Origin of the sequence: Streptomyces angustmyceticus (assembly GCF_019933235.1) — a bacterium.
GTDB classification, from domain to species: Bacteria; Actinomycetota; Actinomycetes; order Streptomycetales; family Streptomycetaceae; genus Streptomyces; species Streptomyces angustmyceticus.
The window spans coordinates 5,381,530-5,404,728 of the sequence record NZ_CP082945.1; the positions used below are offsets into that span (position 1 = coordinate 5,381,530).

Consider the following 23,199-nt stretch of genomic DNA (forward strand, 5'->3'; position numbering starts at 1 on the left):
CGGTCAGGCCGCCGCGTCCGCGGCCTGCGCCTTCAGCGCCCGCTCGATGCCCGCGCGCGACTCCGTCATCAGCCGGCGCAGCGCCGCGCTGGGCTCGGCCGACGCCAGCCAGGCGTCCGTGGCGTCCAGCGTCTCCTGGGAGACCTGCAGCGCCGGGTAGAGGCCCACCGCGATCTGCTGCGCCATCTCGTGGCTGCGGGCGTTCCAGATGTCCTTCACCGCGTCGAAGTACTTCGCGGTGTAGGGCGCCAGCAGCTCCCGCTGGTCGGTCTGGACGAAGCCGCCGATGACGGCCTCCTGAGTGGAGTTGGGGAGCCGGTCGGACTCCACCACGGACGCCCAGGCCTCGGCCTTCGCCTCCGCCGTGGGACGCGCCGCGCGGCACGTGGCCGCGTACCGCTCGCCCGCCGAGGTCTTGTCCCGGTCCAGCTCCGCCGCGATGGCCTTCTCGTCCGCCCGGCCGGTGGCGGCCAGCCGGTGCAGCAGCGACCAGCGCAGCTCGGTGTCGACGGCGAGCCCGGAGAGCTCCTGCGTGCCCTCCAGCAGGCCCTGCAGCAGGTCCAGTTGCTCGTCGGTACGGGCCGCGGCGGCGAACGCGCGGGCCCAGGCCAGCTGGTGGTCGCTGCCCGGCTCGGCCGCCCGCAGCTGCTCCAGCGCCGCCGCCGTCCAGGCCGCCAGGCCCGTCTCGCGCCAGTCCGGGGCCGCGTACAGGTCCAGCGCCAGCTTCACCTGGCGGTGCAGCGACTGGACGACGCCGATGTCCGACTCCTTGCCGATGCCGGACAGCACCAGCGACAGGTAGTCGCGGGTGGCCAGTTCGCCGTCCCGCGTCATGTCCCAGGCCGACGCCCACGACAGGGCGCGCGGCAGCGACTCGGTGAAGTCGCCGAGGTGCTCGGTGACGGTCCTCAGCGACTCCTCGTCCAGCCGGACCTTGGCGTACGACAGGTCGTCGTCGTTGAGGAGCAGCACGGCGGGCCGCCGCTCGCCCGTCAGCTGCGGCACGGGGGTCAGCTCCCCGTCCACGTCCAGCTCGATCCGCCGGGTGCGCACCAGCTTGCCGTCCTGGAGGTCGTAGGCGCCGACCGCGATCCGGTGCGGCCGCAGCACGGGCTCGCCCTTGGCGCCGGCCGGCAGTGCCGGGGCCTCCTGCCGGACGGCGAAGGAGGTGATGACGCCGTCGGCGTCCACCTCGATCTCCGGCCGCAGGATGTTGATCCCGGCCGTCTCCAGCCACTTCTTCGACCAGGTCTTCAGGTCCCGCCCGCTGGTCTCCTCCAGCGCGCCGAGCAGGTCCGACAGCCGGGTGTTGCCGTAGGCGTGCGCCTTGAAGTACGCCTGGACGCCCTGGAAGAACTCGTCCGTGCCGACGTAGGCGACCAGCTGCTTGAGGACGCTGGCGCCCTTGGCGTAGGTGATGCCGTCGAAGTTGACCAGGACGTCGTCGAGGTCGTTGATCTCGGCCATGATCGGGTGGGTGGACGGCAGCTGGTCCTGCCGGTAGGCCCAGGTCTTCATGGAGTTGGCGAACGTGGTCCACGAGTGCGGCCACTTCGAGCCCGGGGCGTACGCCTGGCAGGCGATGGAGGTGTAGGTGGCGAACGACTCGTTCAGCCACAGGTCGTTCCACCACTCCATGGTGACCAGGTCGCCGAACCACATGTGCGCCAGCTCGTGCAGGATCGTCTCCGCGCGCACCTCGTAGGCCGCGTCCGTCACCTTCGAGCGGAAGACGTACTGGTCGCGGATGGTCACCGCGCCCGCGTTCTCCATCGCGCCGGCGTTGAACTCCGGCACGAAGAGCTGGTCGTACTTCTCGAAGGGGTAGGCGTAGTCGAACTTCTCCTGGAACCAGTCGAAGCCCTGCCGGGTGACCGCGAAGATCTCCTCCGCGTCCAGGTGCTCGGCCAGCGACGGCCGGCAGTAGATGCCCAGCGGCACCGTCCGCCCGTCCTTCTCGTAGGTGCTGTGCACGCTGTGGTACGGACCCACGATCAGCGCGGTGACGTACGTCGAGATCCGCGGGGTGGGCTCGAACCGCCAGATGGTGCCGGCCGGTTCGGGCGTCGGCGAGTTGGAGATCACCGTCCAGCCCTCGGGGGCCTTCACGGTGAACTGGAACGTCGCCTTCAGGTCCGGCTGCTCGAACGAGGCGAACACCCGCCGCGCGTCCGGCACCTCGAACTGCGTGTAGAGGTAGGCCTGCTGGTCCACCGGGTCGACAAAGCGGTGCAGTCCCTCACCGGTGTTGGTGTAGGCGCAGTCCGCGACCACCCGCAGCTCGTTGCGGCCGGCCCGCAGTCCGGACAGCGCGATCCGCGAGTCCTGGAACACCGCGTCCGCGTCCAGCGCCTCGCCGTTGAGCAGCACCTCGTGCACGGCCGGCGCGACCAGGTCGATGAAGGAGTCCGCGCCCGCCTCGGCGACGTCGAACCGCACCGTCGTCACCGACCGGTAGGTGCCGCCCCCGTTCCCGTCGTCGCCCGGGGTACCCCCTTCCTGCGCGCCGGAGAGGTCGAGATCGATCTCATACGCGTCCACGGTCAGCAGGCGCGCCCGCTGCTGTGCCTCTTCGCGGGTCAGATTCGTGCCAGGCACCAGGTCATCTCCTCGTAAGCGTCCTCGTATGCGGCGTTCGCGTCATCCTTCCACGGCACGGGCCCCTTGATCGTGGCCAGCCGGGGATCGGGCGCCGCCCGGCTTCGCGCCCGCGGCACGGGCGCCGCCCGCAGCGCGGCGTCCGATTCCCGCCAGCACCGCGCGCCCGCGACGCCGACCCTGGAGGCATGACGACCCACACCGTGTACCCGGCCCGCCCGCACACCACCGGCCACACCGCTCTCGCCATCCCCGGCACCGCACTGGAGGAGCTGCGGGTCACCGACGACGCCGGACGGCCCGCCGAACCGTTCACCGCCCGGGAGGACGGGGTGCCGCAGGACGCCGTCGGGGCGCCGCTGCGCTGCTGTCTGCGCGAGGTCCGGGCCGGCGAGCGGGTGGCGCTGGTCTCGTACGCGCCGCTGCGCCGCTGGGCGGCGGGGACCGGGGCGGCGCCCGGGGCGTACGACGAGCAGGGGCCGGTGTTCATCCACGCCGAGGCGTGCGGCGGGCCGGACGGCGCGGCCGGCCGGTACCCCGCGCTGCGGGCCGGTGCGCTGCGGGTGCTGCGCCGCTACAACGCCCGGGGGCAGATCATCGGCGGCCGCCTGCTGGAGGTGTCCGAGGACGCGCAGGCCGCGTTCGACGCCGCCCTCGCGGAGGCGTTCGCCGACCCGGACACGGCGCTGGTGCACGTACGGGCCGTGGAGTACGGCTGCTTCCACTTCGAGGTCCGGCCGGTCCGCTAGCCGGGGCGCCCGGAAGCCGAAACGGCGGGTGCCCCCGCGGAGACTCCGCCGGGGCACCCGCCGTGTTCCGGGGGCCGGGGTCAGCCGCGCAGCTCCGCGGCGACCAGCTCCGCGATCTGGACGGCGTTCAGCGCCGCGCCCTTGCGGAGGTTGTCGTTGGAGACGAACAGCGCCAGGCCGTTCTCGGCGGTCTCGTCCTCGCGGATCCGGCCCACGAAGGACGCGTCCTGGCCGGCGGCCTGGAGCGGGGTGGGGACGTCCGAGAGGGTGACGCCGGGGGCGCCGGCCAGCAGCTCCTGGGCACGGGCCGGGCTGATCGGCCGCGCGAAGCGGGCGTTGACCTGCAGCGAGTGGCCGGTGAAGACCGGGACGCGGACGCAGGTGCCGGACACCTTCAGCTCCGGGATCTCCAGGATCTTGCGGCTCTCGTGGCGGAGCTTCTGCTCCTCGTCGGTCTCGTTCAGACCGTCGTCGACGATCGAGCCGGCCATCGGCAGCACGTTGAAGGCGATCGGGCGGACGTACTTGTCCGGCTCGGGGAACTCCACGGCCGCGCCGTCGTGCGTCAGCTTGGTGGCGTCCTGCTCGACGGCCTTGCGGACCTGGCCGTCCAGCTCCTCCACGCCGGCCAGACCGCTGCCGGAGACCGCCTGGTAGGTGGCGACGACCAGGGAGACCAGGCCGGCCTCCTCGTGCAGCGGGCGCAGCACGGGCATCGCCGCCATGGTGGTGCAGTTCGGGTTGGCGATGATGCCCTTGGGCCGGTCGGTGATCGCCGAGGGGTTGACCTCGGAGACGACCAGCGGGACCTGGGGGTCGCGGCGCCAGGCCGAGGAGTTGTCGATCACGACCGGGCCGGCGTCGGCGACCTTCTCGGCCAGCGCCTTGGACGTGGCGCCGCCCGCCGAGAAGATCACGATGTCCAGCGCCGAGTAGTCGGCGGTGGCCGCGTCCTCGACCGTGATCTCGGTGTCCTGCCAGGGCAGGGTACGTCCGGCGGACCGGGCCGAAGCGAACAGCCGCAGCTGCTCGACCGGGAAGTTCCGCTCGGCGAGGATGCCTCGCACCACGCCGCCGACCTGTCCGGTGGCTCCGACGATTCCGATCCTCATGGGACTCCTTCTTTCTGGCCTGACATGGGTGTCTGCTCGGGACACCTGCTCAGTAGTGCCTCCATCATGTGTGTGATACCCGTCGCGTTGTCCAATCCGTTCCCTTCCGTGGCGGGTCGGGAGGCCGTACCGGCGCGTAGCGCGCCGGCGTGCTCACGGTGCGTACGGGGCCTGGCCGGCGCGGACCCGCGCGGCCCCCGGAGCGGGTCCGGCTACCCCGGGGGATGAACAGCCGGTGACCGCCGGCCGCACCGCCGGGCAGGGCTCCGTGGCCGGCAGGTGACCGGCAGATCCTCGTGCGGTGATGGGTTCTCCGCGTTGCGGTGGCGTTCACGCACCGGTCACCCCCGATGCCAACCATCCGAGGTGACAGGGCAGTTGTGCTGCCCGGCCGCCTTCGTGTTCGCACCCGGGGAGCCCGCGTATGTCCCGTATACGGTCCGCCGCCACCTTCGACCGCCGTACGTTCCTCACCGCCACCGGAGCGGCCGGCGCCGCCACCGGGCTCGGGCTCGCCTTCGGCGTCGGCCCGGACCGGCAGGCCCAGGCCGCCACCGTCACCTCCGGCCCGGCCCCGGCCGCGCCCGCCCCGGTACAGGCCCCGGCCGTCCCGCGCACCCCGTACACCCGGGGCACCACCCTCGCCGGGGTGTCCGCGCCGCGCGGCAGCGGGGGCTACCGCCGGCTCACCGACGGCCCCGCCTGGAAGCGGGTGGTCCGCTCCGACCTCGCCGCGGCGCACGGCGGGCGCGACGGGCGGCGCACCGCGCTGGCGTCGTTCGTGCAGTTCACCGACCTGCACCTGGTCGACGTGCAGAGTCCGCTGCGCTACGAGTACCTGCGCGCCGAGACCGCCAGCGCCTGGCGGCCGCAGGAGGCGCTGTCGGTGGCCGGGGTCGTGTCGCTGATCGAGCGGGTCAACGCGCTGCCCGGCGGACCCGCCACCGGCGCCCCGCTGTCGTTCGTGATGACCACCGGCGACAACACCGACAACAACTCCAAGCTGGAGCTGGAGTGGTTCCTGACCGCCATGAGCGGCGGCCGGATCACCCCGAACTCCGGCGACCCGCGCCGCTACGAAGGCGTCCAGGACAGCGGCCTGAAGCTGTACTGGCAGCCGGAGAGCGCGCTGCGCGACGCCGACAAGCAGGTGGGCTTCCCGCGGCTGGACGGGTTCCTCGACGCCGCGATCCGCACCGTCCACAGCCCGGGGCTGCGGCTGCCCTGGTACTCGACGGTCGGCAACCACGACTCGCTGCCCGGCGGGTGCTACGCCCCCGGCGACCCCTTCTGGGCCGAGTTCGCCACCGGCGACCGCAAGCTGGAGACGCTGCCCGCCGCCGAGGCCGCCAAGGTCTGGAAGGCGGTCAAGGACGGCCTCGACCCGCGGGGCGCGGACTTCAAGCGGCTGCTGACCTCGCACGCCAAGCAGACCCGGCAGGTCACCCCCGACGAGCGGCGCGCCCCCTTCACCCGGGCCGAGTACCTGCGCGCCCACCTCGACCCGGCGCACACCGGCCCCGGCCCGCACGGCCACGGCTACACCTCCGCCGACCTCGCGGCGAACCGGCTGTACTACACCTTCCGGATCTCCGACGACGTCCTCGGGATCAGCCTGGACACCACCGACCCCGGCGGCCACTACACCGGCTCGGTCGGCGACGCCCAGCTGCGCTGGCTGGAGCGGACGCTCAAGGGGAACGAGAAGGGGGAGAAGGCCCATGTGCTGGTCTTCAGCCACCACACCAGCAAGACGATGAACAACACCAGGACCGACCCGGCCCACCCGCACGAGCGCCGGCACACCGGCGCCGAACTGGTGGAGGTGCTGTCCGCGCACCCCTCGGTCGTCGGCTGGATCAACGGCCACAGCCACAAGAACGAGATCCTCGCGCACGACGGCTTCTGGGAGATCTCCACCGCCTCGCACATCGACTTCCCGCAGCTGGCCCGGGTCATCGAGCTGGTGGACAACCACGACGGCACGCTGTCGCTGTTCACCACCCTGATCGAGTCGGCCGCCCCGCACCGCACGGACTTCGACGACCTCTCGCAGACCGGGCTGGCGGCCCTCTACCGCGAGCTGTCCTTCAACGCCCCCAAGGCCCGTACGGACCTGGCGGGCACCGCCGGGGACCGCAACGTCGAGCTGCTGCTCAAGCGGCGCTGACGGGCCCGGGGAGCCGGCTCCCTAGCGCGGCAGCACCACCACATACGCGCTCGGCTCCCGGTCGCCCGCCGCCATCAGGGCCGTACGGATCACCGCGGCCTGCTGCTCGGGGGACGTGCGCAGGGTGCGCGGCAGGCAGCGGACGACGGTGATGCCCAGCCGCTCCAGGTGCTCGCGCTTGTGGAAGAACGGCGACTGCAGCGGGTCCTCCTCGGGGCGCGGCGCCCGGGTGTCGATCTCCAGGGCCACCGCGTGCTCCGGCCAGAAGGCGTCCACGCCGCCCAGGTGCGGCCCGCCCGGCAGCCGCAGCTCGACGTTCCACAGCGGGTCGGGCAGTCCGTGGGCGCGCACCATCGCGTAGAGCCGCTGCTCGGCCAGCGCCCGGCCCTCGGCCAGCAGGGTGTCCACCGCGTCCACCACGTGCGGCCGGGTCAGCAGCCGGGCCCGGCTCAGCTCCCGCACCACCGACGTCGCCTCGCAGTGCCCGCCGCGCACCGCCTCGGTCAGCAGCCGGCGCACCGTCGCGGCATCGGTCAGCGAGGCGACCGCGTCCGCCACCGCGCGCGGCACCGGCGCGGCCGGCACCCCGGTGATCTCCTGCGCGACGGGCAGCTCCACGGTCCGCACGATCCGGGTGAAGCCGGTCGAGCGCAGCCGCCGGGTACGGGCCACCAGCACCTCGATGCGGTCCAGGGCGAGCAGCGGGGGTGCCTCGGTGAAGCCGTGCAGGGCGAGCGCCGCCAGGCCGGTGATCATCGCCTCGGGGGCGTCCGCGGACTCGGAGCCCTGCCGGGGTACCGCGGGGCCCCGGTGGCTGGCGTACAGCAGGGCCGCGTGCAGCCGTTCCTCGCTGGTGGGAGGTCCCGCGTGCAGCAGGTAGATGCCGGGGAGCAGTTGCTGCCAGGGGCCGCCGGCGCGGCAGCGTTCGGTGGTCTCGGCGGACGGGACGCCGTGCTCCCGCAGCTGACGGGTGGTCATCACCCGGCACTGCGCCTCGGAGAGGTGACGGAGGGGGAGGGGGGAGAGCGGGGTGTCGTGGTTCATGTCACCTCGATTCCCGCGCCCGCTCCGCCCCCTAACCGCTGTTACACGCCCGTGCCACAAACCGGACAACCCTGTACTAAAGTACGGGCGTTCGACTGCCGAAACGGGGCTGGTCGCCCCGGGGGTTACGGCCTCGGCCCGGCCGCCTCGTCACAAGCCTGTGCCCGCAGCGCCCGCGCCAGATCGTCCCGCTTCTCCAGCACCAGCCGGCGCAGCGCGGGCGCCGCCTGCGGGTGCCCGTCCAGCCAGCCGTCCGCGGCGTCCAGGGTGGCCCGCTCCACCAGCCAGGCGGGGAAGAGCCCGTGCACCACGTCCATCGCGATCTCGATGGACCGCTCCCGCCACACCCGTTCGAGCGCCCCGAAGTAGCGCGGCAGGTACGGGGCCAGCAGCTCCGTCTGCCCGAACTGCGCGAACCCGGCGACCGTCGCCTCCACCAGGGCGTTGGAGAGCACGTCGGACTCCACGACCCGCGCCCACGCCTGCTCCTTGACCTCGGCCGAGGGGCGGGCGGCCAGGCAGCGCACCTGGTGGCGCCGGCCGGAGGCGGTGTTGTCGCGGGCCAGCTCGGCGGCGATCACGGCCTCGTCCGCGACGCCGTGCGCCGCGAGCGGCTCCAGGACCGTCCAGCGCAGCTCCTGGTCCACGTCCAGACCGTCGATCTTCGCCGTGCCGTCCAGCAGGCCCTGGAGCAGCTGGAGGTCGGCGGGGGTGGTGGCGACGGCGCTGAAATGCCGGGCCCAGGCGAGCTGGTGGCCGCTGCCGGGGTCGGCGAGCCGCAGCTCGTGCAGGGCGGCCTCGGCCAGCTCCCGGGCGGCCCGCTCCCGGCCCTCCGGCGCGGAGTACTGCTCCAGCGCCGTCTGGGCCTGGGCGTGCAGCGACTGCAGCACCCCGATGTCGGTCTCCCGGCCGGCGAACCGGCGCACCAGGTCGAGGTAGTCGCGGGCCGGCATCAGCCCGTCGCGGGTCAGGCCCCACAGCGCGGCCCAGCACACCGCCCGCGCCATCGGGTCGGTCAGGTCGCCGAGCCGGGCCCGCAGGGTGGCCAGCGAGCCCTCGTCGAACCGGACCTTGGCGTACGTCAGGTCCTCGTCGTTGACCAGCACCAGCTCGGGCCGTTCGAGGCCGGCCAGCTCGGGCACGGTGGTCCGCGGCCCGGAGACGTCCACCTCGGCGCGGGCGTAGCGCACCAGCGCCGAGTCCGCATCCTGCCGCCGGTACAGGCCGACCGCGACCCGGTGCGGCCGCAGCTGCGGGTGGGAGGGGGCCGCCTCCTGGAGGATGCCCAGCTCGGTGATCCGGTCCTGGGCGTCGTAGGTGACCTGCGGGGTCAGGGAGTTGACGCCCGCGGTCTCCAGCCAGGCCCGCGACCAGGCCGCCAGGTCCCGGCCCGAGGTCTCCTCCAGCACCGCCAGCAGGTCCGTCAGCCGGGTGTTGCCGTAGGCGTGCCGCTTGAAGTAGCGCCGGGCGCCCTCCAGGAAGGCGTCCTGCCCCACGTACGCCACCAGTTGCTTGAGGACGGCCGCGCCCTTGGCGTAGGTGATGCCGTCGAAGTTGAGCTTGGCGTCCTCCAGGTCCCGGATGTCGGCGGTGACCGGGTGGGTGGAGGGCAGCTGGTCGGCGCGGTAGGCCCAGGACTTGCGGCGGTTGGCGAAGGTGATCCAGCCGTCGGTGAAGCGCGTCGCGCCCACCAGCGCGAAGGCCCCCATGAAGTCCGCGTAGGACTCCTTGAGCCACAGGTCGTCCCACCACTGCATGGTGACCAGGTCCCCGAACCACATGTGCGCCATCTCGTGCAGGATGACGTTGGCCCGGCTCTCGTAGGACGCCTCGGTCACCTTCCCGCGGAAGACGAACTCCTCGCGGAAGGTGACGCAGCCCGGGTTCTCCATCGCCCCGAGGTTGTACTCCGGGACGAAGGCCTGGTCGTACTTCCCGAAGGGGTAGGGGAAGTCGAAGTGGTCGTGGAAGAAGTCCAGGCCCTGCTTGGTGACGGTGAAGATGTCGTCCGCGTCGAAGTGCTTCGCCAGGCCCTTGCGGCACAGCGCGCCCAGCGGGATCTCCAGCTCGGTCCCGTCGTCGAAGGCGCGCCGGTAGCTGTCGGAGACGTAGTGGTACGGGCCGGCGACCACGGCCGTGATGTACGTCGAGATCGGCTCGGTGGTGGCGAAGCGGTGCCGCCCGCCCTCGGACGGGCCCTCCTGCACCCCGTTGCTGAGCACCCGCCAGCCCTCGGGGGCGGTCACCTCGAAGGTGAACGGGGCCTTCAGGTCGGGCTGTTCGAAGTTGACGAAGACCCGGCGGGAGTCGGCCGGCTCGTACTGGGTGTAGAGGTAGACCTCGCCGTCCTCGGGGTCCACGAAGCGGTGCAGGCCCTCACCGGTCCGGCTGTAGGCGCACCGGGCGTCGACGACGAGGGTGTTCTGCGCGGCCAGCGCGTCCAGCGTGATCCGGGTGCCGTCGAAGACCTCGGCGGGGTCCAGCTCCCGGCCGTTGAGGGTGACGGAGGTGACCGCGGGCGCCAGCAGGTCGGCGAAGGTCGAGGCGCCGGGCTCGGCACAGGAGAAGCGCAGGGTGGTCAGGGAGCGGAAGGTCTCCGCGGCCGTACCGGAGGCGACCGCGGAGCGGACGTCCAGCGCCACGTCGTACGCGTCGACGCTCAGCAGCCGGCCCCGCTCGCGCGCCTCGTCCCGGGACAGATTCTCACCTGGCACGACGTGACTCCCTCGTCCTCGTATCGAATATCGAACAACGGGAATCATGGCACGCCCCCCGTCGGTTGAACCTTCCACAGAACGGCACCGCCTGCCGACGCAGCCGCGCTCTCAGAAGGAGACCCCGTGTCCGACCCCGCGAAGACCCCCGCAGACTTCTGGTTCGACCCGCTGTGCCCCTGGGCCTGGATGACCTCCCGCTGGATGCTGGAGGTCGAGAAGGTCCGCCCGGTCGAGGTGCGCTGGCACGTGATGAGCCTGGCGGTGCTCAACGAGAACCGGCTCGACGAGCTCCCCGCGGAGTACGCCGAGAACATGCGCCCCGGCGGCAAGGCATGGGGCCCGGTCCGGGTGGTGATCGCCGCCCAGCAGCTGCACGGCGACGAGGCCGTGGGCAGGCTCTACACCGCGCTCGGCACCCGCATCCACAACGAGGGCCTCGGGGTGACCCCGGAGAGCATCGCCGCCGCCCTGGACGACGCGGGCCTGCCCGCCGACCTGCTCGCGTACGCCGAGAAGGACACCTACGACGCCGAGCTGCGCGCCTCCCACAAGGCGGGCATCGACCTGGTCGGCCAGGAGGTCGGCACCCCCGTGATCGCCGTGCCGGGTCACGACGGCGAGCAGATCGCCTTCTTCGGCCCGGTGGTCACCCCGGCCCCCAAGGGCGAGGAGGCCGCCAAGCTGTGGGACGGCACGCTGACGGTGGCGTCCATCCCCGGCTTCTACGAGATCAAGCGGACCCGGACCCAGGGGCCCGTCTTCGACTGATCCCGGTCGCACGGGCACATGGGAGCGCCCCCGCACGTATCGGACGTGCGGGGGCGCTCCGTCATTCCGCCTGCCAGGTGAAGGGTGAGAAGACGATCACGAGGCAGGACGACGGGGGACCGTGCGTTACGGCACCAGCAGCAGGTTGTTGGCGCGCTCCTTGGCGGACGCGTACCGCTTGGCGACGTCCTGCCAGTTCACGACCTGCCACATGGCCTCGATGAAGTCCACCTTCTGGTTCTTGTACTGCAGGTAGAAGGCGTGCTCCCAGGCGTCGAAGACCAGGATCGGGACGGAGCCCTGCCCGACGTTGCCCTGGTGGTCGTAGACCTGCTCGACGACCAGGCGGCCGCTGACCGGCTCGTAGGCCAGCACGCCCCAGCCGGAGCCCTGGGTGGTGGCCGCGGCCTTGGTCAGCTGCGCCTTGAAACCGGCGTACGAGCCGAAGCTCTCGGCGATGGCGTCGGCCAGCTCGCCCACGCCGTCCTTCTCGTGCGGCTCGCCGCCGCCGTCACCGGTCATGTTGTGCCAGTAGATGCTGTGCAGGATGTGGCCGGAGAGGTGGAACGCGAGGTTCTTCTCCAGGCCGTTGATGTTGCCCCACGCTTCCTTGTCACGGGCCTCGGCGAGCTGCTCCAGGGTGTCGTTCGCGCCCTTCACGTACGCCGCGTGGTGCTTGTCGTGGTGCAGCTCGATGATCTCGGGGCTGATGACCGGTGCCAGCGCCGAGTAGTCGTACGGAAGTTCAGGAAGTGTGTAGGTGGCCATGCCGATCCCGCCTCCAAGCTGCTGATGAGCAGTAGTTGCAATCCATGTGCAGGAGCACGCTATCAGCAGGAGTGATCACCGGCCGGTTGCGGTGGACGGCCTGGTCCCAAAGACGGAGGCGGGGCGGGACCCCGGTAGGAGGTCCCGCCCCGCCTCGGGGGAGTGGGGGAGCGCTACTGCCCGGCCGGGCCCGCGCCCCTGCCCAGCGACCGCTGCCGGACGAGGCCGATCACGGCCAGCACCACGCCGAAGCCGCCGGTGAACAGCAGCTGGATCCGCTGGCTCTCGTCGCGCAGCATCAGCAGCAGCACGGCGACAATGCCCGCCAGCGCCACCCAGGTCAGGACCGGGAAGGCCCACATCTTCACCACGAGCTTCTCGGGCGCCTCGCGCTCCAGCGTCCGGCGCATCCGCAGCTGGGCGGTGGCGATGAAGCCCCACACCACCAGGACGGCCGCGCCGACCATGTTCAGCAGCCACTGGAAGACCGTGGTGGGCCACAGGAAGCTGAAGACGACCGCGAGGAAGCCGAAGGCGGAGCACAGCAGGACGGCGCGGCGCGGGACGCCGCCGCTGACCTTGCCGAGGAACGCCGGGCCCTGGCCGCGGGAGATGAGGGAGTAGGCCATCCGCGAGGAGCCGTAGAGGTTGGCGTTCACCGCGGAGAGCAGCGCGACCAGGATGACCACGTTCATGATCTGGCCGGCCGCCGGGATCTTCAGGTAGTCCAGGACCGCCACGTACGGGCCGCTCTTGGCGATGGAGGGGGCGCTCCAGGGGATGACGGTGACGATGACCGCCATCGAGCCGACGTAGAAGAGGGCGATGCGCCACATCGCGGTGCGCACCGCGCGGGCCACGCCGCGCACCGGGTCCTTGGACTCGGCGGCCGCGATCGTCACCGTCTCCAGGCCGCCGTAGGCGAACACCGAGGCCAGCAGGCCGACCATCAGCCCGTCGACGCCCTTGGGGAGGAAGCCGCCGTCACCGGTGAGGTGCGAGGCGCCCGGGGCCTGGGTGCCGGGCAGCAGGCCGAGGATGGCCAGCACGCCCAGGACCAGGAAGACGCCGATCGCCGCGACCTTCAGCGCGGCGAACCAGAACTCGAACTCGCCGAAGTTGGAGACCGCGGTGAGGTTGGTGCCGGTGAAGATCACCATGAACAGCAGGACCCACATCCACGGCTGGCTGGCGGGGAACCACTGCACCATCACGTCCGCGGCGCCCAGCGCCTCGGCGGCCACCGCCACGCACAGCAGCGCGGTGAACATCCAGCCCGCCGTGAACCCGGCCCAGGAGCCTATGGAGCGCTCGGCGTGCACGGAGAAGGAGCCGGAGGCCGGGTTCGCCGCGGCCATCTCGCCGAGCATCCGCATGATCAGCATGACCAGCGCGCCGGAGACGGCGTAGGCGAGCACGATCGACGGTCCGGCCGCCGCGATGCCGGCGCGGGAGCCGACGAACAGGCCCGCGCCGATCACCCCGCCCAGGGCGATCATCGAGAGGTGGCGCTGCTTGAGGCCGTTGGACAGCGTGGAATCGCTGCCGGGGCCGGCGCCCTGGACCGCGTCGCCGTGCTCGCGCGCGGGTGCGGCGGACGAGGGTGTCCGATTCATGTCGTACCTGTCCCAGTAGGTGAGAGCGGAGCAAGGCGTTACTGCGTTCTCCCCGGGCCGCGACCGGTGCGACGGTGCTGTCGGGCCCCCGGACCCCCACCGGGGCGGGCGGATCGCGCGGGGCCTGCCGACGGCTGGATCCGGGGTCCTCGGCAAAGCGGGCTCAGTTTGAGCGCCGCTGTCCGCTCAGGGCAACAGTCGTGCAGCGAATGTTCGGTATTCAGACGTGATCGCGACTGTCGGTGTTCGTTCTGTTGTCGATTGTGACGCGGGGTGATGTCTGCGACACCGGGTCTCAGCGGCGCGCGCGGCGCTCCCGCAGCGCCCGGACGCCCGCGACGAGCAGCACCACGGCGGTCGCCCCGGCCGACCACAGAAGCTGCGGCCGGGCCGTGTCGTCGGTCAGCATCAGCACCAGCACACCGCCCATCGCCACCAGCGACGCCCAGGTCAGATAGGGGAAGCCCCACATCGGCAGGGTCAGCTTGCCGGGCGCCTCGCGGGCGATCCGCGGCCGCAGCCGCAGCTGGGAGACGGCGATCAGGCCCCAGACGAAGAGCAGCACCGCGCCGACCGCGTTGAGCATGTAGAGGAAGACCGAATCCGGCCATTCCAGATTCAGCAGCACGGAGACGAAGCCGAAGGCCACCGAGGCGAGCACCGCCCGGCGCGGCACGCCTCCCCCACTCTCGGCCTCGCTCGAGCGGGGGGACCCCCCTTGGGACACCTTCAGCAGCGCCCGCGGTGCCTCGCCCCGCTGGGCCAGCGAGAAGACCATCCGCGACGAGCCGTAGAGGTTGGCGTTCAGCGCGGAGAGCAGCGCCACGAACACCACGATGTTCATGATCTGGCCGGCGCCCGGCACGCCGATGCTGTCCAGCACCGCGACGTAGGGGCTCTTGCCCGGCTGCATCGACGACCAGGGCAGCAGGGTCACGATGACCAGCATCGAGCCGACGTAGAAGAAGAGGATCCGCCACACCGCGCTGCGCACCGCCCGGCCCACCGCGCGCGCCGGGTCGTCCGACTCGGCCGCGGCGATGGTGACGACCTCCAGGCCGCCGAAGGCGAACACCACCGCGAGGACCCCGGAGACCACCCCGGACCAGCCGTGCGGCAGGAAGCCGCCCTGTCCGGTGAGGTTCGTCAGCCCCACGGGCTCGGTGTCCGGCAGCATCCCGAAGACCGCCAGCAGGCTCAGCGCGAGGAACAGCACGATCGCGGTGACCTTCAGGGTCGCGAACCAGAACTCGAACTCGCCGAAGTTCTTCACCGCGGTCAGGTTGGCGGCGGTGAAGACGATCATGAATATCAGCACCCAGCCCCACTGCGGCACCCCCGGCACCCAGCCGTTGGCTATCTGCGCCGCGCCGGTCGCCTCCACGGCGAGCACCACGACCAGCAGGAACCAGTACAGCCAGCCGACGCTGAACCCGGCCCAGCGCCCCAGCGCCCGCTCCGCGTGCACCGAGAACGCGCCGGAGGCCGGTATCGCCGCCGACATCTCGCCGAGCATCCGCATGACCAGCGTGGCCAGCGTCCCCGCGATCAGATACGACAGCACGATCCCGGGACCGGCCACCGCGATGCCGGCGCCGGAGCCCACGAACAGGCCCGCGCCGATCACCCCGCCCAGGCCCAGCATCGTCAGATGACGCTGCTTGAGGCCCGCGGACAGCGGCTCTTTCCCTTCGGTGACCGTCCCCGGGGAGGGCTCGACGGCGGTGGTCGGTGCGTCGTGCATGGGCTCGTACTCTCGCAAGGGCCGGGGCGGCGGGGCCGCCGGCGGGTTGGGGGAACTCCACAGGTCACCGCGGGGCGCGCCCAGTGTCGCCGCATGTCGCGCGCTACCACAAAACCGGCGTCCGGACGCGGCCAGGGCCGTGATGAGCGTCACGTGACCTGCGAGGACGTCCCGCGGCCCGCCGGGGCCGGGCATTCTGGCGGTTGTTCGGAACTCTCCAAGCGGGCCACCCCGGCTTTGTCGCCGCCACACGATGATCTCCAGTGGCCCGCTGGACTAACGTCAACGCGTCCGTCCCATCCCTCTCACACCCGCGGAGTCCCGATGAGCACCGCCGCTCTGTACCGCCCCGGCACCGTCCTCGCCGACCTGCTGCCGGCCGCCACCGCCTCCCGCGCCCGCGTCCGTGACGCCGCGCTGGTGCTCGGCGGCGCCGCGCTCACCGGCATCGCGGCGCAGATAGCCGTCCCGGTCCCCGGCTCCCCGGTCCCGGTCACCGGCCAGACCTTCGCCGCCCTCCTGGTCGGCGCCTCGCTCGGCGCGGGCCGCGGTCTGCTGTCGCTGGCGCTGTACGCCCTGGCGGGCATGGCGGGCCTGCCCTGGTTCGCCGGCGGTGCCTCGGGCGCGGGCGGGGCCACCTTCGGCTACATCATGGGCATGCTGCTCGCCGCCACCGTCGTGGGCGCGCTGGCCCGCCGCGGCGGCGACCGCGGGATGCTGCGCACCGCCGCCACCATGGCCGCGGGCACGGCCCTGATCTACGCCGTCGGTGTCCCCTACCTGGCGCTGAGCACCGGCATGTCCCTCGGCCAGGCCGTCGCCGCCGGCCTCGTCCCGTTCCTGATCGGCGACGCCCTCAAGGCCGCGCTGGCCATGGGCGCGCTGCCCACCGCCTGGAAGCTGGCCGGCCGCCGCGGCTGAGCGGACCGCACGCCGCGGGCGCACCGCGAGACGAAGAAGGGGCCGGGCCCGGTCCGTCAGACGCCGGCGCCCGGGGCGTCCGCCCCGTCCGCCACGGCCGTCCGCGGCCGCCGCCGGTCCAGGACCAGCCCGACCGCCAGCACCACCACGGCCGCGACCACCGACAGCACCATCTGCTGGCGCCCGTCCGGGTTGTAGAACATGTAGCCGATGACGAAGACGATCAGCGCGATCGTCGCGTACGTCAGCCACGGGTAGAGCCACATCCGCACCGTCAGCCGCTCCGGCGTCTCCCGCTCGATGGTCCGGCGCATCCGCAGCTGCGAGAAGCAGATGACCAGCCACACGAACAGCGCCACCGCGCCCGACGAGTTCAGCAGGAACTGGAAGATCGTGTCCTTCGAGGTGTAGCTGAAGATCGTCGCCACGAAGCCGAAGGTGACCGACGCCCAGATCGCGACCGCCGGCACCCCGCCCTTGTTGACGGTGGCGAACGACTTCGGCGCGTCGCCGCGCTGCCCGAGCGAGAACGCCATCCGGGAGGCGGTGTAGAGCCCGGAGTTCAGACAGGACAGCACCGCGGTCAGCACCACGACGTCCATCACGGTGCCCGCGTACGGGATGTCCAGCGACTCCAGCACGGCCACGTACGGGCTCTTCTCCACCGCCTTGGCGTTCCACGGCAGCAGCGTCACGATCACCGCGATCGAGCCGAGGTAGAAGAGCGCGATCCGCCAGATGACGCTGTTGACGGCCTTGCGGACGGCCTGCACCGGGTTCGGTGCCTCGCTCGCCGCCAGCGTGACGATCTCGCTGCCCATGAAGGAGAAGACCACCAGCAGCATGCCGGAGAGGATCGCGCCGGGACCGTGCGGCAGGAACCCGCCGTGCCCGGTCAGGTTCTCCGTGCCGACCGGGGCGTCGCCGGGCGGCAGCCCGAATATCGCCAGCGCGCCGACCACGATGAAGACGACGATCGCGACGACCTTGATCCCGGCGAACCAGAACTCGAACTCGCCGAACGACCCGACCGAGATCAGGTTCGTGCCGGTCAGCACGATCATCACCAGCAGCGCCCAGGCCCACTGCGGGACGGCCGGGACCCAGCCGGTGAGGATCGAGGCGGCCGCGGTCGCCTCGACGGCCAGCACGACCGACCAGAAGAACCAGTACAGCCAGCCGATGGTGAAGCCGGCCCAGCGGCCCAGCGCCCGGTCCGCGTAGGCGGAGAAGGAACCGGAGGTGGGGGAGGCCGCGGCCATCTCGCCCAGCATCCGCATGACCAGCACGACCAGCAGGCCGGTCAGCGCGTAGGAGAGCAGAATGCCGGGCCCGGCGGCCGCGATACCGGCGCCGGAGCCGACGAACAGGCCGGCGCCGATGACACCTCCGATGGCGATCATCGACAGATGGCGGTTCTTGAGTCCTGCCTGCAGCCCGTCCTGCGACTGCGCCCCGGTCACTCCGCCGCCGAGGTCACCGGGGACCGCTGTGGTGGTGGGGGTGCCCCCTGCTCCCTGAGAGCTCGGGGGAAGGTGCGCGCCCATGTGCACCGTCCTTCGTGGTTCGCGGATGGATCCCCCGCATTAGATCTTCGTTAACCGTGGATTGGAAGGTCTGACGCCGGATTGTTGTGTGAAACCCTGGGGGGTTGGGTGATGTGCTTGCGTACAGAAGGTGGGGGGTGGCTTTCTGTGCACGCCGCCGGGTGCTGCCCCGGGACAACCCGGCGGCGCCTACCCGGTCCCGCCCGTGTCACACTCATCGCATGCGCGTGTACCTCGGCTCCGACCATGCCGGCTTCGACCTCAAGAACCACCTCGTCGAGTGGCTCAAGGCCCACGGCCACGAGCCCGTCGACTGCGGTCCCCACATCTACGACGCCCAGGACGACTACCCGCCGTTCTGCCTGCGCGCCGCGGAGCGGACCGCCGCCGACCCGGACGGCCTCGGCATCGTGATCGGCGGCTCCGGCAACGGCGAGCAGATCGCCGCCAACAAGGTCAAGGGCGTACGGGCCGCACTGGCCTGGAGCGAGGAGACCGCCAAGCTCGGCCGCGAGCACAACAACGCCAACGTCATCTCCGTGGGCGGCCGGATGCACACCCAGGAGGAGGCGACCCGCTTCATCGAGGTCTTCCTCGCCACCCCCTACTCGGGTGAGGAGCGGCACACCCGCCGCATCGACATGCTCTCGGCCTACGAGACCACCGGCGAACTGCCGCCCGTCCCCGCCCACCACCCGCAGGGCTGACCCCCGCCCGCTCCGCCGCCCGCTCGCCCCGGACACCGGGGAGGGCGGGCGCGCCCACTGGAGGACACCCGTGCCCGAGGGGCATACGATCCACCGCCTCGCCCTGGACCACCGCTCCCGCTTCGAGGGCGCACCCGTACGGGCGAGCAGCCCCCAGGGGAAGTTCGCGGACGGCGCGGCGCTCGTCGACGGCCAGGTCATGACGAGCGCCGAGGCGCACGGCAAACACCTCTTCCTCGGCTTCGACCAGGACCGCTGGATCCACGTCCACCTCGGCCTGTTCGGCAAGCTCGGCTTCGGCACGGCCCCCGCCCCGCCGCCCACCGACACGGTGCGCCTCCGGCTCGCCAGTCCGTCCGCCTACGCGGACCTGCGCGGCCCCACCACCTGCGCACTGATCACCGACGACGAGAAGCACGCGATACACGACCGGCTGGGCCCCGACCCGCTGCGCCCCGACGACGACGGCACCCGCGCCTGGCAGCGGATCTCCCGCAGCCGCACGACGATCGCGGCGCTGCTGCTCGACCAGAAGATCATCGCCGGGGTCGGCAACGTCTACCGTGCCGAGGTCCTCTTCCGCCACGGCATCGACCCCTACCGCCCCGGCCGCGACCTCACCCGCGGCGAGTGGGACGCGATCTGGGCGGACCTGGTGTTCCTGATGGCCGAGGGCGTCCGGCACAACCGGATCGACACCGTCCGCCCGGAGCACCTGCCGGAGGCGATGGGCCGCCCGCTGCGGGTCGACGACCACGGCGGCGAGGTGTACGTCTACCGCCGCGACCGCCAGGGCTGCCACATCTGCGGCGCCGGGATCCGTACCGCGGGGCTCGCCGCCCGCAACCTCTTCTGGTGCCCGGGCTGCCAGCCGTCCACCGGCGGCTGACCGCGGGGGCGGGCCGGGCCGGCCCTCAGAACCCGTGCGGCAGCCAGGGCGCCACCTCCGACCCGAACGCCCGCGAGGCCGCCGTCAGCGCACCGGGCCGCAGCTCGCGCACCCGCCCCGCCGCCGCCAGCGCGGACAGCGCGAACCCGCCCAGATAGGCCGACCCCAGCTCCCGTACGGACAGCGCCAGGCCGGCCGGCGCCGTGGTCCGCTCGCAGACCGCGCCCTCCGCGTCGCCGGACAGCCGCCAACGCCCCTCGTTCCAGGGGCAGAACGGGTCCGATACCGCCAGCACCACGTCCACCGGCGTCCGGTACGTCCTTGCCGCCAGCGCCGCGCCCACCTCCACCGGGCGGACGAACAACGACTCCTCCAGCCGGATGCCGCACCGCCGCATGTCCGGTACGAGGTGCGGCAGCGCGTCGTCCACCGGCCGGCCGGGCACCGACACCGACGTCGTCAGGTCGATCCCGAACAGGAAGCCCCACAGCGCCGCGTACCCCACCGGGTCCAGCGCCTCGACGTCCCGGACCAGCACCGTGCCCGTCGGCCCGGCATGGTCGTGCGACGGCTTCACCGCGAAGCGCGCGTACCCCACCACCTCGCCCGCCGCCTCGGCCACCACGCACTGCAGCACCCCCGCCCCGTCCCGCCTGCCCGGCTCGTCCAGCACGGGGAGCCGCTCCCAGCCGGGCCGCCGGGCCAGCATCCCGGGACGGCCGGGCACCAGGCGGGCGTAGACCCGCTCGCAGTCGGCCACCGCGGCCGCCGGATCGACCAGCCGCAGCCGTACGTCCTCCACGCCGGGCAGGTCGGGGGCGGGCAGCCGCACGGTGTCCACGGACAGCTCCATGTCCTGGGTCGCGGGCCCGTAGCCGAACCGGCCGTAGATCGCCGGCTCGGAGGCGGTCAGCACCGCCAGCGGCTCCCCGCGCTCGCGCACGTCCCCCAGCTGCCGCCGCATCATCGACCGCAGCAGGCCGCGGCGGCGGTGCGTGGCGCGCACGCTCACCGCCGTCACCCCGGCCACCGGCACCTCGGCCCCGCCCGGCACCGTCAGCCCGAAGGAGAACGCCCCCGCCGTGCCGACACAGTCCCCGTCGTCCCAGATGGCCAGACCCCGTTCGACCTCGGTGAGGGCCCGCCGGAGCGCACGGTTCTCCCGGGACGGCGGCACCCCGCCGAACGCCCGGTCCAGCGCGTCGGACCAGTCGTCCCACTCGGCGTCCCGCAATGTCCGCAATTCGCTTGCCATGGCCCATGCCTAGCAGGGCGCTCTCCGCCCGCGCGACCGCATTTCGAACGGTGTTTCCCGGCTATTCTCCGGGGCGACGTGCGGCGAATCGACGCGCCGCCGAACGGGTGGATAAGGTCCCAGAGCTATGACAAGCGGCCAGGGCACAAAACCCCTGACGGCCCGGATGCACAAAGGTCTGCACCGGGCCCGCGTCGGCGTGCGCAAGGCCGGGGTCGACTACTTCCGCGGCGAGGGCTCCGACCGCTTCGCCCTCGCCGTCCTCCTCCTGGCCATACCCGCCATCGCCGCGGGCACCCTGTGGTGGCCCGAATGGATCGCCCCGGCGGCACTGGTCCTTCCGGTCATCGCCGGCGGCCTGCTGCTGCGCCCGGCCAACCTCCTGGTCCTCTACGGCGCGTCCGCGACCGCCCTGGTCGTCGAGGCCGCCCTGTTCGGCCCGTACGACGAGGGGCCGGACCGGATCACCCCGGGCACGGTCCTGGTCGTCGCCGCGGTCGGGCTCTTCGGCCTGCTGATCGCGCAGTTCCGCAGCCGGGTCGGCGTGCCCTGGCGGCGCGGCGGCACGATGCTCTTCGACCTGCGCGAACGGATCCGCGTCCAGAGCGAACTGCCGCGGCTGCCCGAGGGCTGGCACCACGAGATGGCGCTGCGCCCGGCCGGCGGCCAGTCCTTCTCCGGCGACTTCGTGGTGGCCTCCCGCACCCACGGCGGCGACATCCTCGAAGTGGTGCTGACGGACGTCTCCGGCAAGGGCATGGACGCGGCCTCCCGCGCGCTGCTGCTGTCCGGCGCCTTCGGCGGCCTGCTCGGCTCGCTGCCGCCGCACGCCTTCCTGCCCGCCGCCAACGGCTACCTGCTGCGCCAGGACTGGGACGAGGGGTTCGCGACCTCCGTGCACCTCGTCCTCGACCTGGAGTCCGGCGACTACGAACTCCTCTCCGCCGGCCACCTGCCGGCCCTCCAGCTCAGCGCCGGCAGCGGCCGCTGGGAGGAGAAGCCGGGGGAGGGGCCGCTGCTCGGCGTCTACGACGGCGCCCAGTTCGACCCGGTCAAGGGGACGCTGCGGCCCGGCGACGTGCTGATGCTGTTCACCGACGGCCTGGTCGAGGCCGCCGACCGCGACATCGCCGAGGGCATCGACCGCCTCACCGGCGAGGCCGACCGCTATGTCGCCAGCGGTTTCGCCGGGGCCGCCTGGCACCTGATCGAGGCCGTCGCCAAGGACGTCAACGACGACCGCGCGCTGCTGCTGATCTGCCGGGACGCGTGACGCGGACGCCGGGCCGGACTCTTCCGGCCCGGCGGGGAAGCCGATATCGGGCGCGGGCGCCGCGTGCTCAGGCGCCGACGCGGGCCCGCGCGGAGTCGGCCGGGTCCTTCCGGAACGCCCAGGCCATCGTCGGCTCCATCGCGAAACGGAACATCCGGCGGACCGGCGGGGTGCACAGGGCCGTCACGATGGCCGCCGCGATCAGCGTGACCGCGACCTCGCCGAGCGGCGAGTGCAGCCACTGGTAGTCGTCGAACCAGCCCCAGAACCGCGAGCCCTTGGCCAGGAAGCCGTGCAGCAGATAGCCGTACAGCGTCCCCGCGCCGAGCACCGTGAACCACGTCCGCCGCGTCGGCACCCAGGAGAAGAAGCAGGCCGTCATCACGATCGAGCAGCCGAAGAGCGCCAGCGTCATCACCGCGCCGATCCACCAGGTGGTGCCCAGTTCCTGGGCGCTGTCCCGGTGGTAGAACCACGCCGAGCTCATCCGGGGCGCCGCCCAGTAGGCCATCACCAGCGCACACGCGAAGACGGGCAGGGACGCGATCCGCACCGCCCGCCGCTGGACCATCGCGAAGTGCTCGGGCCGCAGCGACAGTCCCAGGACGAAGAACGGCAGGAACTGCAGCACCCGCTGGAGGTCCAGGTCGTCGCCGATGTCCGGGGAGACGGACGCGAGGACGGCGATGGCCACCGCGAGCGGGATCGGCCAGCGCACGACCTTCCACAGCGGGGTGGTCAGCCGCCAGATGAACAGGGCCACCAGGAACCACGTCAGGAACCACGGGTCCAGCAGGCTGATGGGGTGCCCGGGGTCGTCGTCCGCCCAGCGCTTGAAGAACGCGTAGGCGGTCTCGAAGAGGACATAGGGCACGGCGACGCCGGTGACCAGCCGCTGCAGCCGGTCCTTGCGCATGTCGAAACTGCGCGAGAAGTAGCCGGAGATGATGATGAAGGCCGGCATGTGGAAGGTGTAGACGGTCATGTAGAGCGCCTCGGCGGCGCGGCTGCCGTCGGTCAGCGGTTCCCAGGCGTGCCCCATCGCCACCAGCACGATGGCCAGGTACTTCGCGTTGTCGAAGAACGCGTTGCGGCCACCACTCTTCGGCGCGGGTGCCGCCGCGCCCTCGGCGCCGGACGGCCGGTCCGCGGACTGCGGCCGGTCGGTGCCCTCCGCCGCCCGGGCAGCGGGAAGTTCGGGTCGCGGTGTCGGCGCAGCGGGAAACATTGGAGGCACGATAGCGGCGGCCGGCGAATGCGTAAAACCGCACGGGACGCATTCCTCTTTTTCCTCGGGTTCCGCCGCGGACGGGCCCCGGAT

The 23,199-nt window shown here is 72.3% G+C and carries 17 protein-coding genes; 7 read left to right on the plus strand and 10 right to left on the minus strand.

The window, feature by feature from the left end; genetic code table 11:
* Nucleotides 1–3: 3 nt before the first annotated feature.
* Nucleotides 4–2,598 carry an aminopeptidase N gene (pepN, locus tag K7396_RS24040; protein WP_086721877.1) on the minus strand — a complete coding sequence of 865 codons (2,595 nt, stop codon included), beginning with the start codon at nt 2,596–2,598 and terminating at the stop codon, nt 4–6.
* 188 nt (nt 2,599–2,786) lie between these two features.
* Between pepN (K7396_RS24040) and K7396_RS24045 the strand changes: the two genes are divergently transcribed.
* Nucleotides 2,787–3,347, plus strand: coding sequence for a DUF1203 domain-containing protein (locus tag K7396_RS24045; RefSeq protein WP_086721876.1), 561 nt, complete (start codon nt 2,787–2,789; stop codon nt 3,345–3,347).
* Nucleotides 3,348–3,427: 80 nt separating this feature from the next.
* Here K7396_RS24045 and K7396_RS24050 read toward each other — a convergent pair whose 3' ends face one another.
* Nucleotides 3,428–4,459 carry an aspartate-semialdehyde dehydrogenase gene (locus K7396_RS24050; protein WP_152104426.1) on the minus strand — a complete coding sequence of 344 codons (1,032 nt, stop codon included), beginning with the start codon at nt 4,457–4,459 and terminating at the stop codon, nt 3,428–3,430.
* A 424-nt stretch (nt 4,460–4,883) separates the two neighbouring features.
* Here K7396_RS24050 and K7396_RS24055 point away from each other — a divergent pair, with 424 nt between their 5' ends.
* A complete protein-coding gene (locus K7396_RS24055) occupies nt 4,884–6,629 on the plus strand; it encodes a TIGR03767 family metallophosphoesterase (RefSeq protein WP_086717412.1) in 1,746 nt (581 codons plus the stop codon).
* Nucleotides 6,630–6,650: 21 nt separating this feature from the next.
* Here the strand turns inward: K7396_RS24055 and K7396_RS24060 are convergent, their stop codons facing one another.
* Nucleotides 6,651–7,673 (minus strand): hypothetical protein, encoded by a 1,023-nt coding sequence (locus K7396_RS24060; RefSeq protein WP_086717413.1) that lies wholly within the window; start codon nt 7,671–7,673, stop codon nt 6,651–6,653.
* A 125-nt stretch (nt 7,674–7,798) separates the two neighbouring features.
* Nucleotides 7,799–10,387, minus strand: a complete 2,589-nt coding sequence (gene pepN, locus K7396_RS24065) for an aminopeptidase N (protein WP_086717414.1) — start codon at nt 10,385–10,387, stop codon at nt 7,799–7,801.
* Between the two features lie 126 nt (nt 10,388–10,513).
* Between pepN (K7396_RS24065) and K7396_RS24070 the strand changes: the two genes are divergently transcribed.
* A complete protein-coding gene (locus K7396_RS24070; protein ID WP_086717415.1) occupies nt 10,514–11,158 on the plus strand; it encodes a mycothiol-dependent nitroreductase Rv2466c family protein in 645 nt (214 codons plus the stop codon).
* 126 nt (nt 11,159–11,284) lie between these two features.
* Here the strand turns inward: K7396_RS24070 and K7396_RS24075 are convergent, their stop codons facing one another.
* The 3 genes from K7396_RS24075 to K7396_RS24085 all read right to left on the minus strand — a co-directional run bounded on the left by K7396_RS24075 (nt 11,285) and on the right by K7396_RS24085 (nt 15,286).
* Nucleotides 11,285–11,926, minus strand: coding sequence for a superoxide dismutase (locus K7396_RS24075; protein WP_086717416.1), 642 nt, complete (start codon nt 11,924–11,926; stop codon nt 11,285–11,287).
* A 173-nt stretch (nt 11,927–12,099) separates the two neighbouring features.
* Complete coding sequence (locus K7396_RS24080) at nt 12,100–13,542, minus strand: amino acid permease (RefSeq protein WP_086717417.1); 1,443 nt, start codon at nt 13,540–13,542, stop codon at nt 12,100–12,102.
* Between the two features lie 295 nt (nt 13,543–13,837).
* Nucleotides 13,838–15,286: an amino acid permease gene (locus tag K7396_RS24085; RefSeq protein ID WP_086717418.1), complete on the minus strand. Its 1,449-nt coding sequence runs from the start codon at nt 15,284–15,286 to the stop codon at nt 13,838–13,840.
* A 324-nt stretch (nt 15,287–15,610) separates the two neighbouring features.
* Here K7396_RS24085 and K7396_RS24090 point away from each other — a divergent pair, with 324 nt between their 5' ends.
* Nucleotides 15,611–16,207 carry a biotin transporter BioY gene (locus tag K7396_RS24090; protein ID WP_086717419.1) on the plus strand — a complete coding sequence of 199 codons (597 nt, stop codon included), beginning with the start codon at nt 15,611–15,613 and terminating at the stop codon, nt 16,205–16,207.
* 56 nt (nt 16,208–16,263) lie between these two features.
* Here K7396_RS24090 and K7396_RS24095 read toward each other — a convergent pair whose 3' ends face one another.
* Entirely contained in the window at nt 16,264–17,754 is a 1,491-nt protein-coding gene (locus tag K7396_RS24095; RefSeq protein WP_107421258.1) for an amino acid permease, read from the minus strand.
* A 221-nt stretch (nt 17,755–17,975) separates the two neighbouring features.
* Here K7396_RS24095 and K7396_RS24100 point away from each other — a divergent pair, with 221 nt between their 5' ends.
* Together K7396_RS24100 and K7396_RS24105 are read left to right on the plus strand one after the other, a co-directional pair.
* On the plus strand, nt 17,976–18,461 hold the full coding sequence (locus K7396_RS24100; RefSeq protein WP_152104425.1) for a ribose-5-phosphate isomerase: 486 nt from the start codon (nt 17,976–17,978) through the stop codon (nt 18,459–18,461).
* Between the two features lie 70 nt (nt 18,462–18,531).
* The gene (locus tag K7396_RS24105; protein WP_086721894.1) at nt 18,532–19,350 is read left to right on the plus strand and encodes an Fpg/Nei family DNA glycosylase; all 819 of its coding nucleotides are present in this window, start codon (nt 18,532–18,534) and stop codon (nt 19,348–19,350) included.
* Between the two features lie 25 nt (nt 19,351–19,375).
* Here the strand turns inward: K7396_RS24105 and K7396_RS24110 are convergent, their stop codons facing one another.
* Nucleotides 19,376–20,605, minus strand: coding sequence for a GNAT family N-acetyltransferase (locus tag K7396_RS24110; protein WP_086721893.1), 1,230 nt, complete (start codon nt 20,603–20,605; stop codon nt 19,376–19,378).
* Nucleotides 20,606–20,732: 127 nt separating this feature from the next.
* Here K7396_RS24110 and K7396_RS24115 point away from each other — a divergent pair, with 127 nt between their 5' ends.
* A complete protein-coding gene (locus tag K7396_RS24115) occupies nt 20,733–21,878 on the plus strand; it encodes a PP2C family protein-serine/threonine phosphatase (RefSeq protein ID WP_086721892.1) in 1,146 nt (381 codons plus the stop codon).
* A 67-nt stretch (nt 21,879–21,945) separates the two neighbouring features.
* Here K7396_RS24115 and K7396_RS24120 read toward each other — a convergent pair whose 3' ends face one another.
* Nucleotides 21,946–23,106 carry an acyltransferase family protein gene (locus K7396_RS24120; protein ID WP_086721891.1) on the minus strand — a complete coding sequence of 387 codons (1,161 nt, stop codon included), beginning with the start codon at nt 23,104–23,106 and terminating at the stop codon, nt 21,946–21,948.
* Between the last annotated feature and the right edge of the window lie 93 nt (nt 23,107–23,199).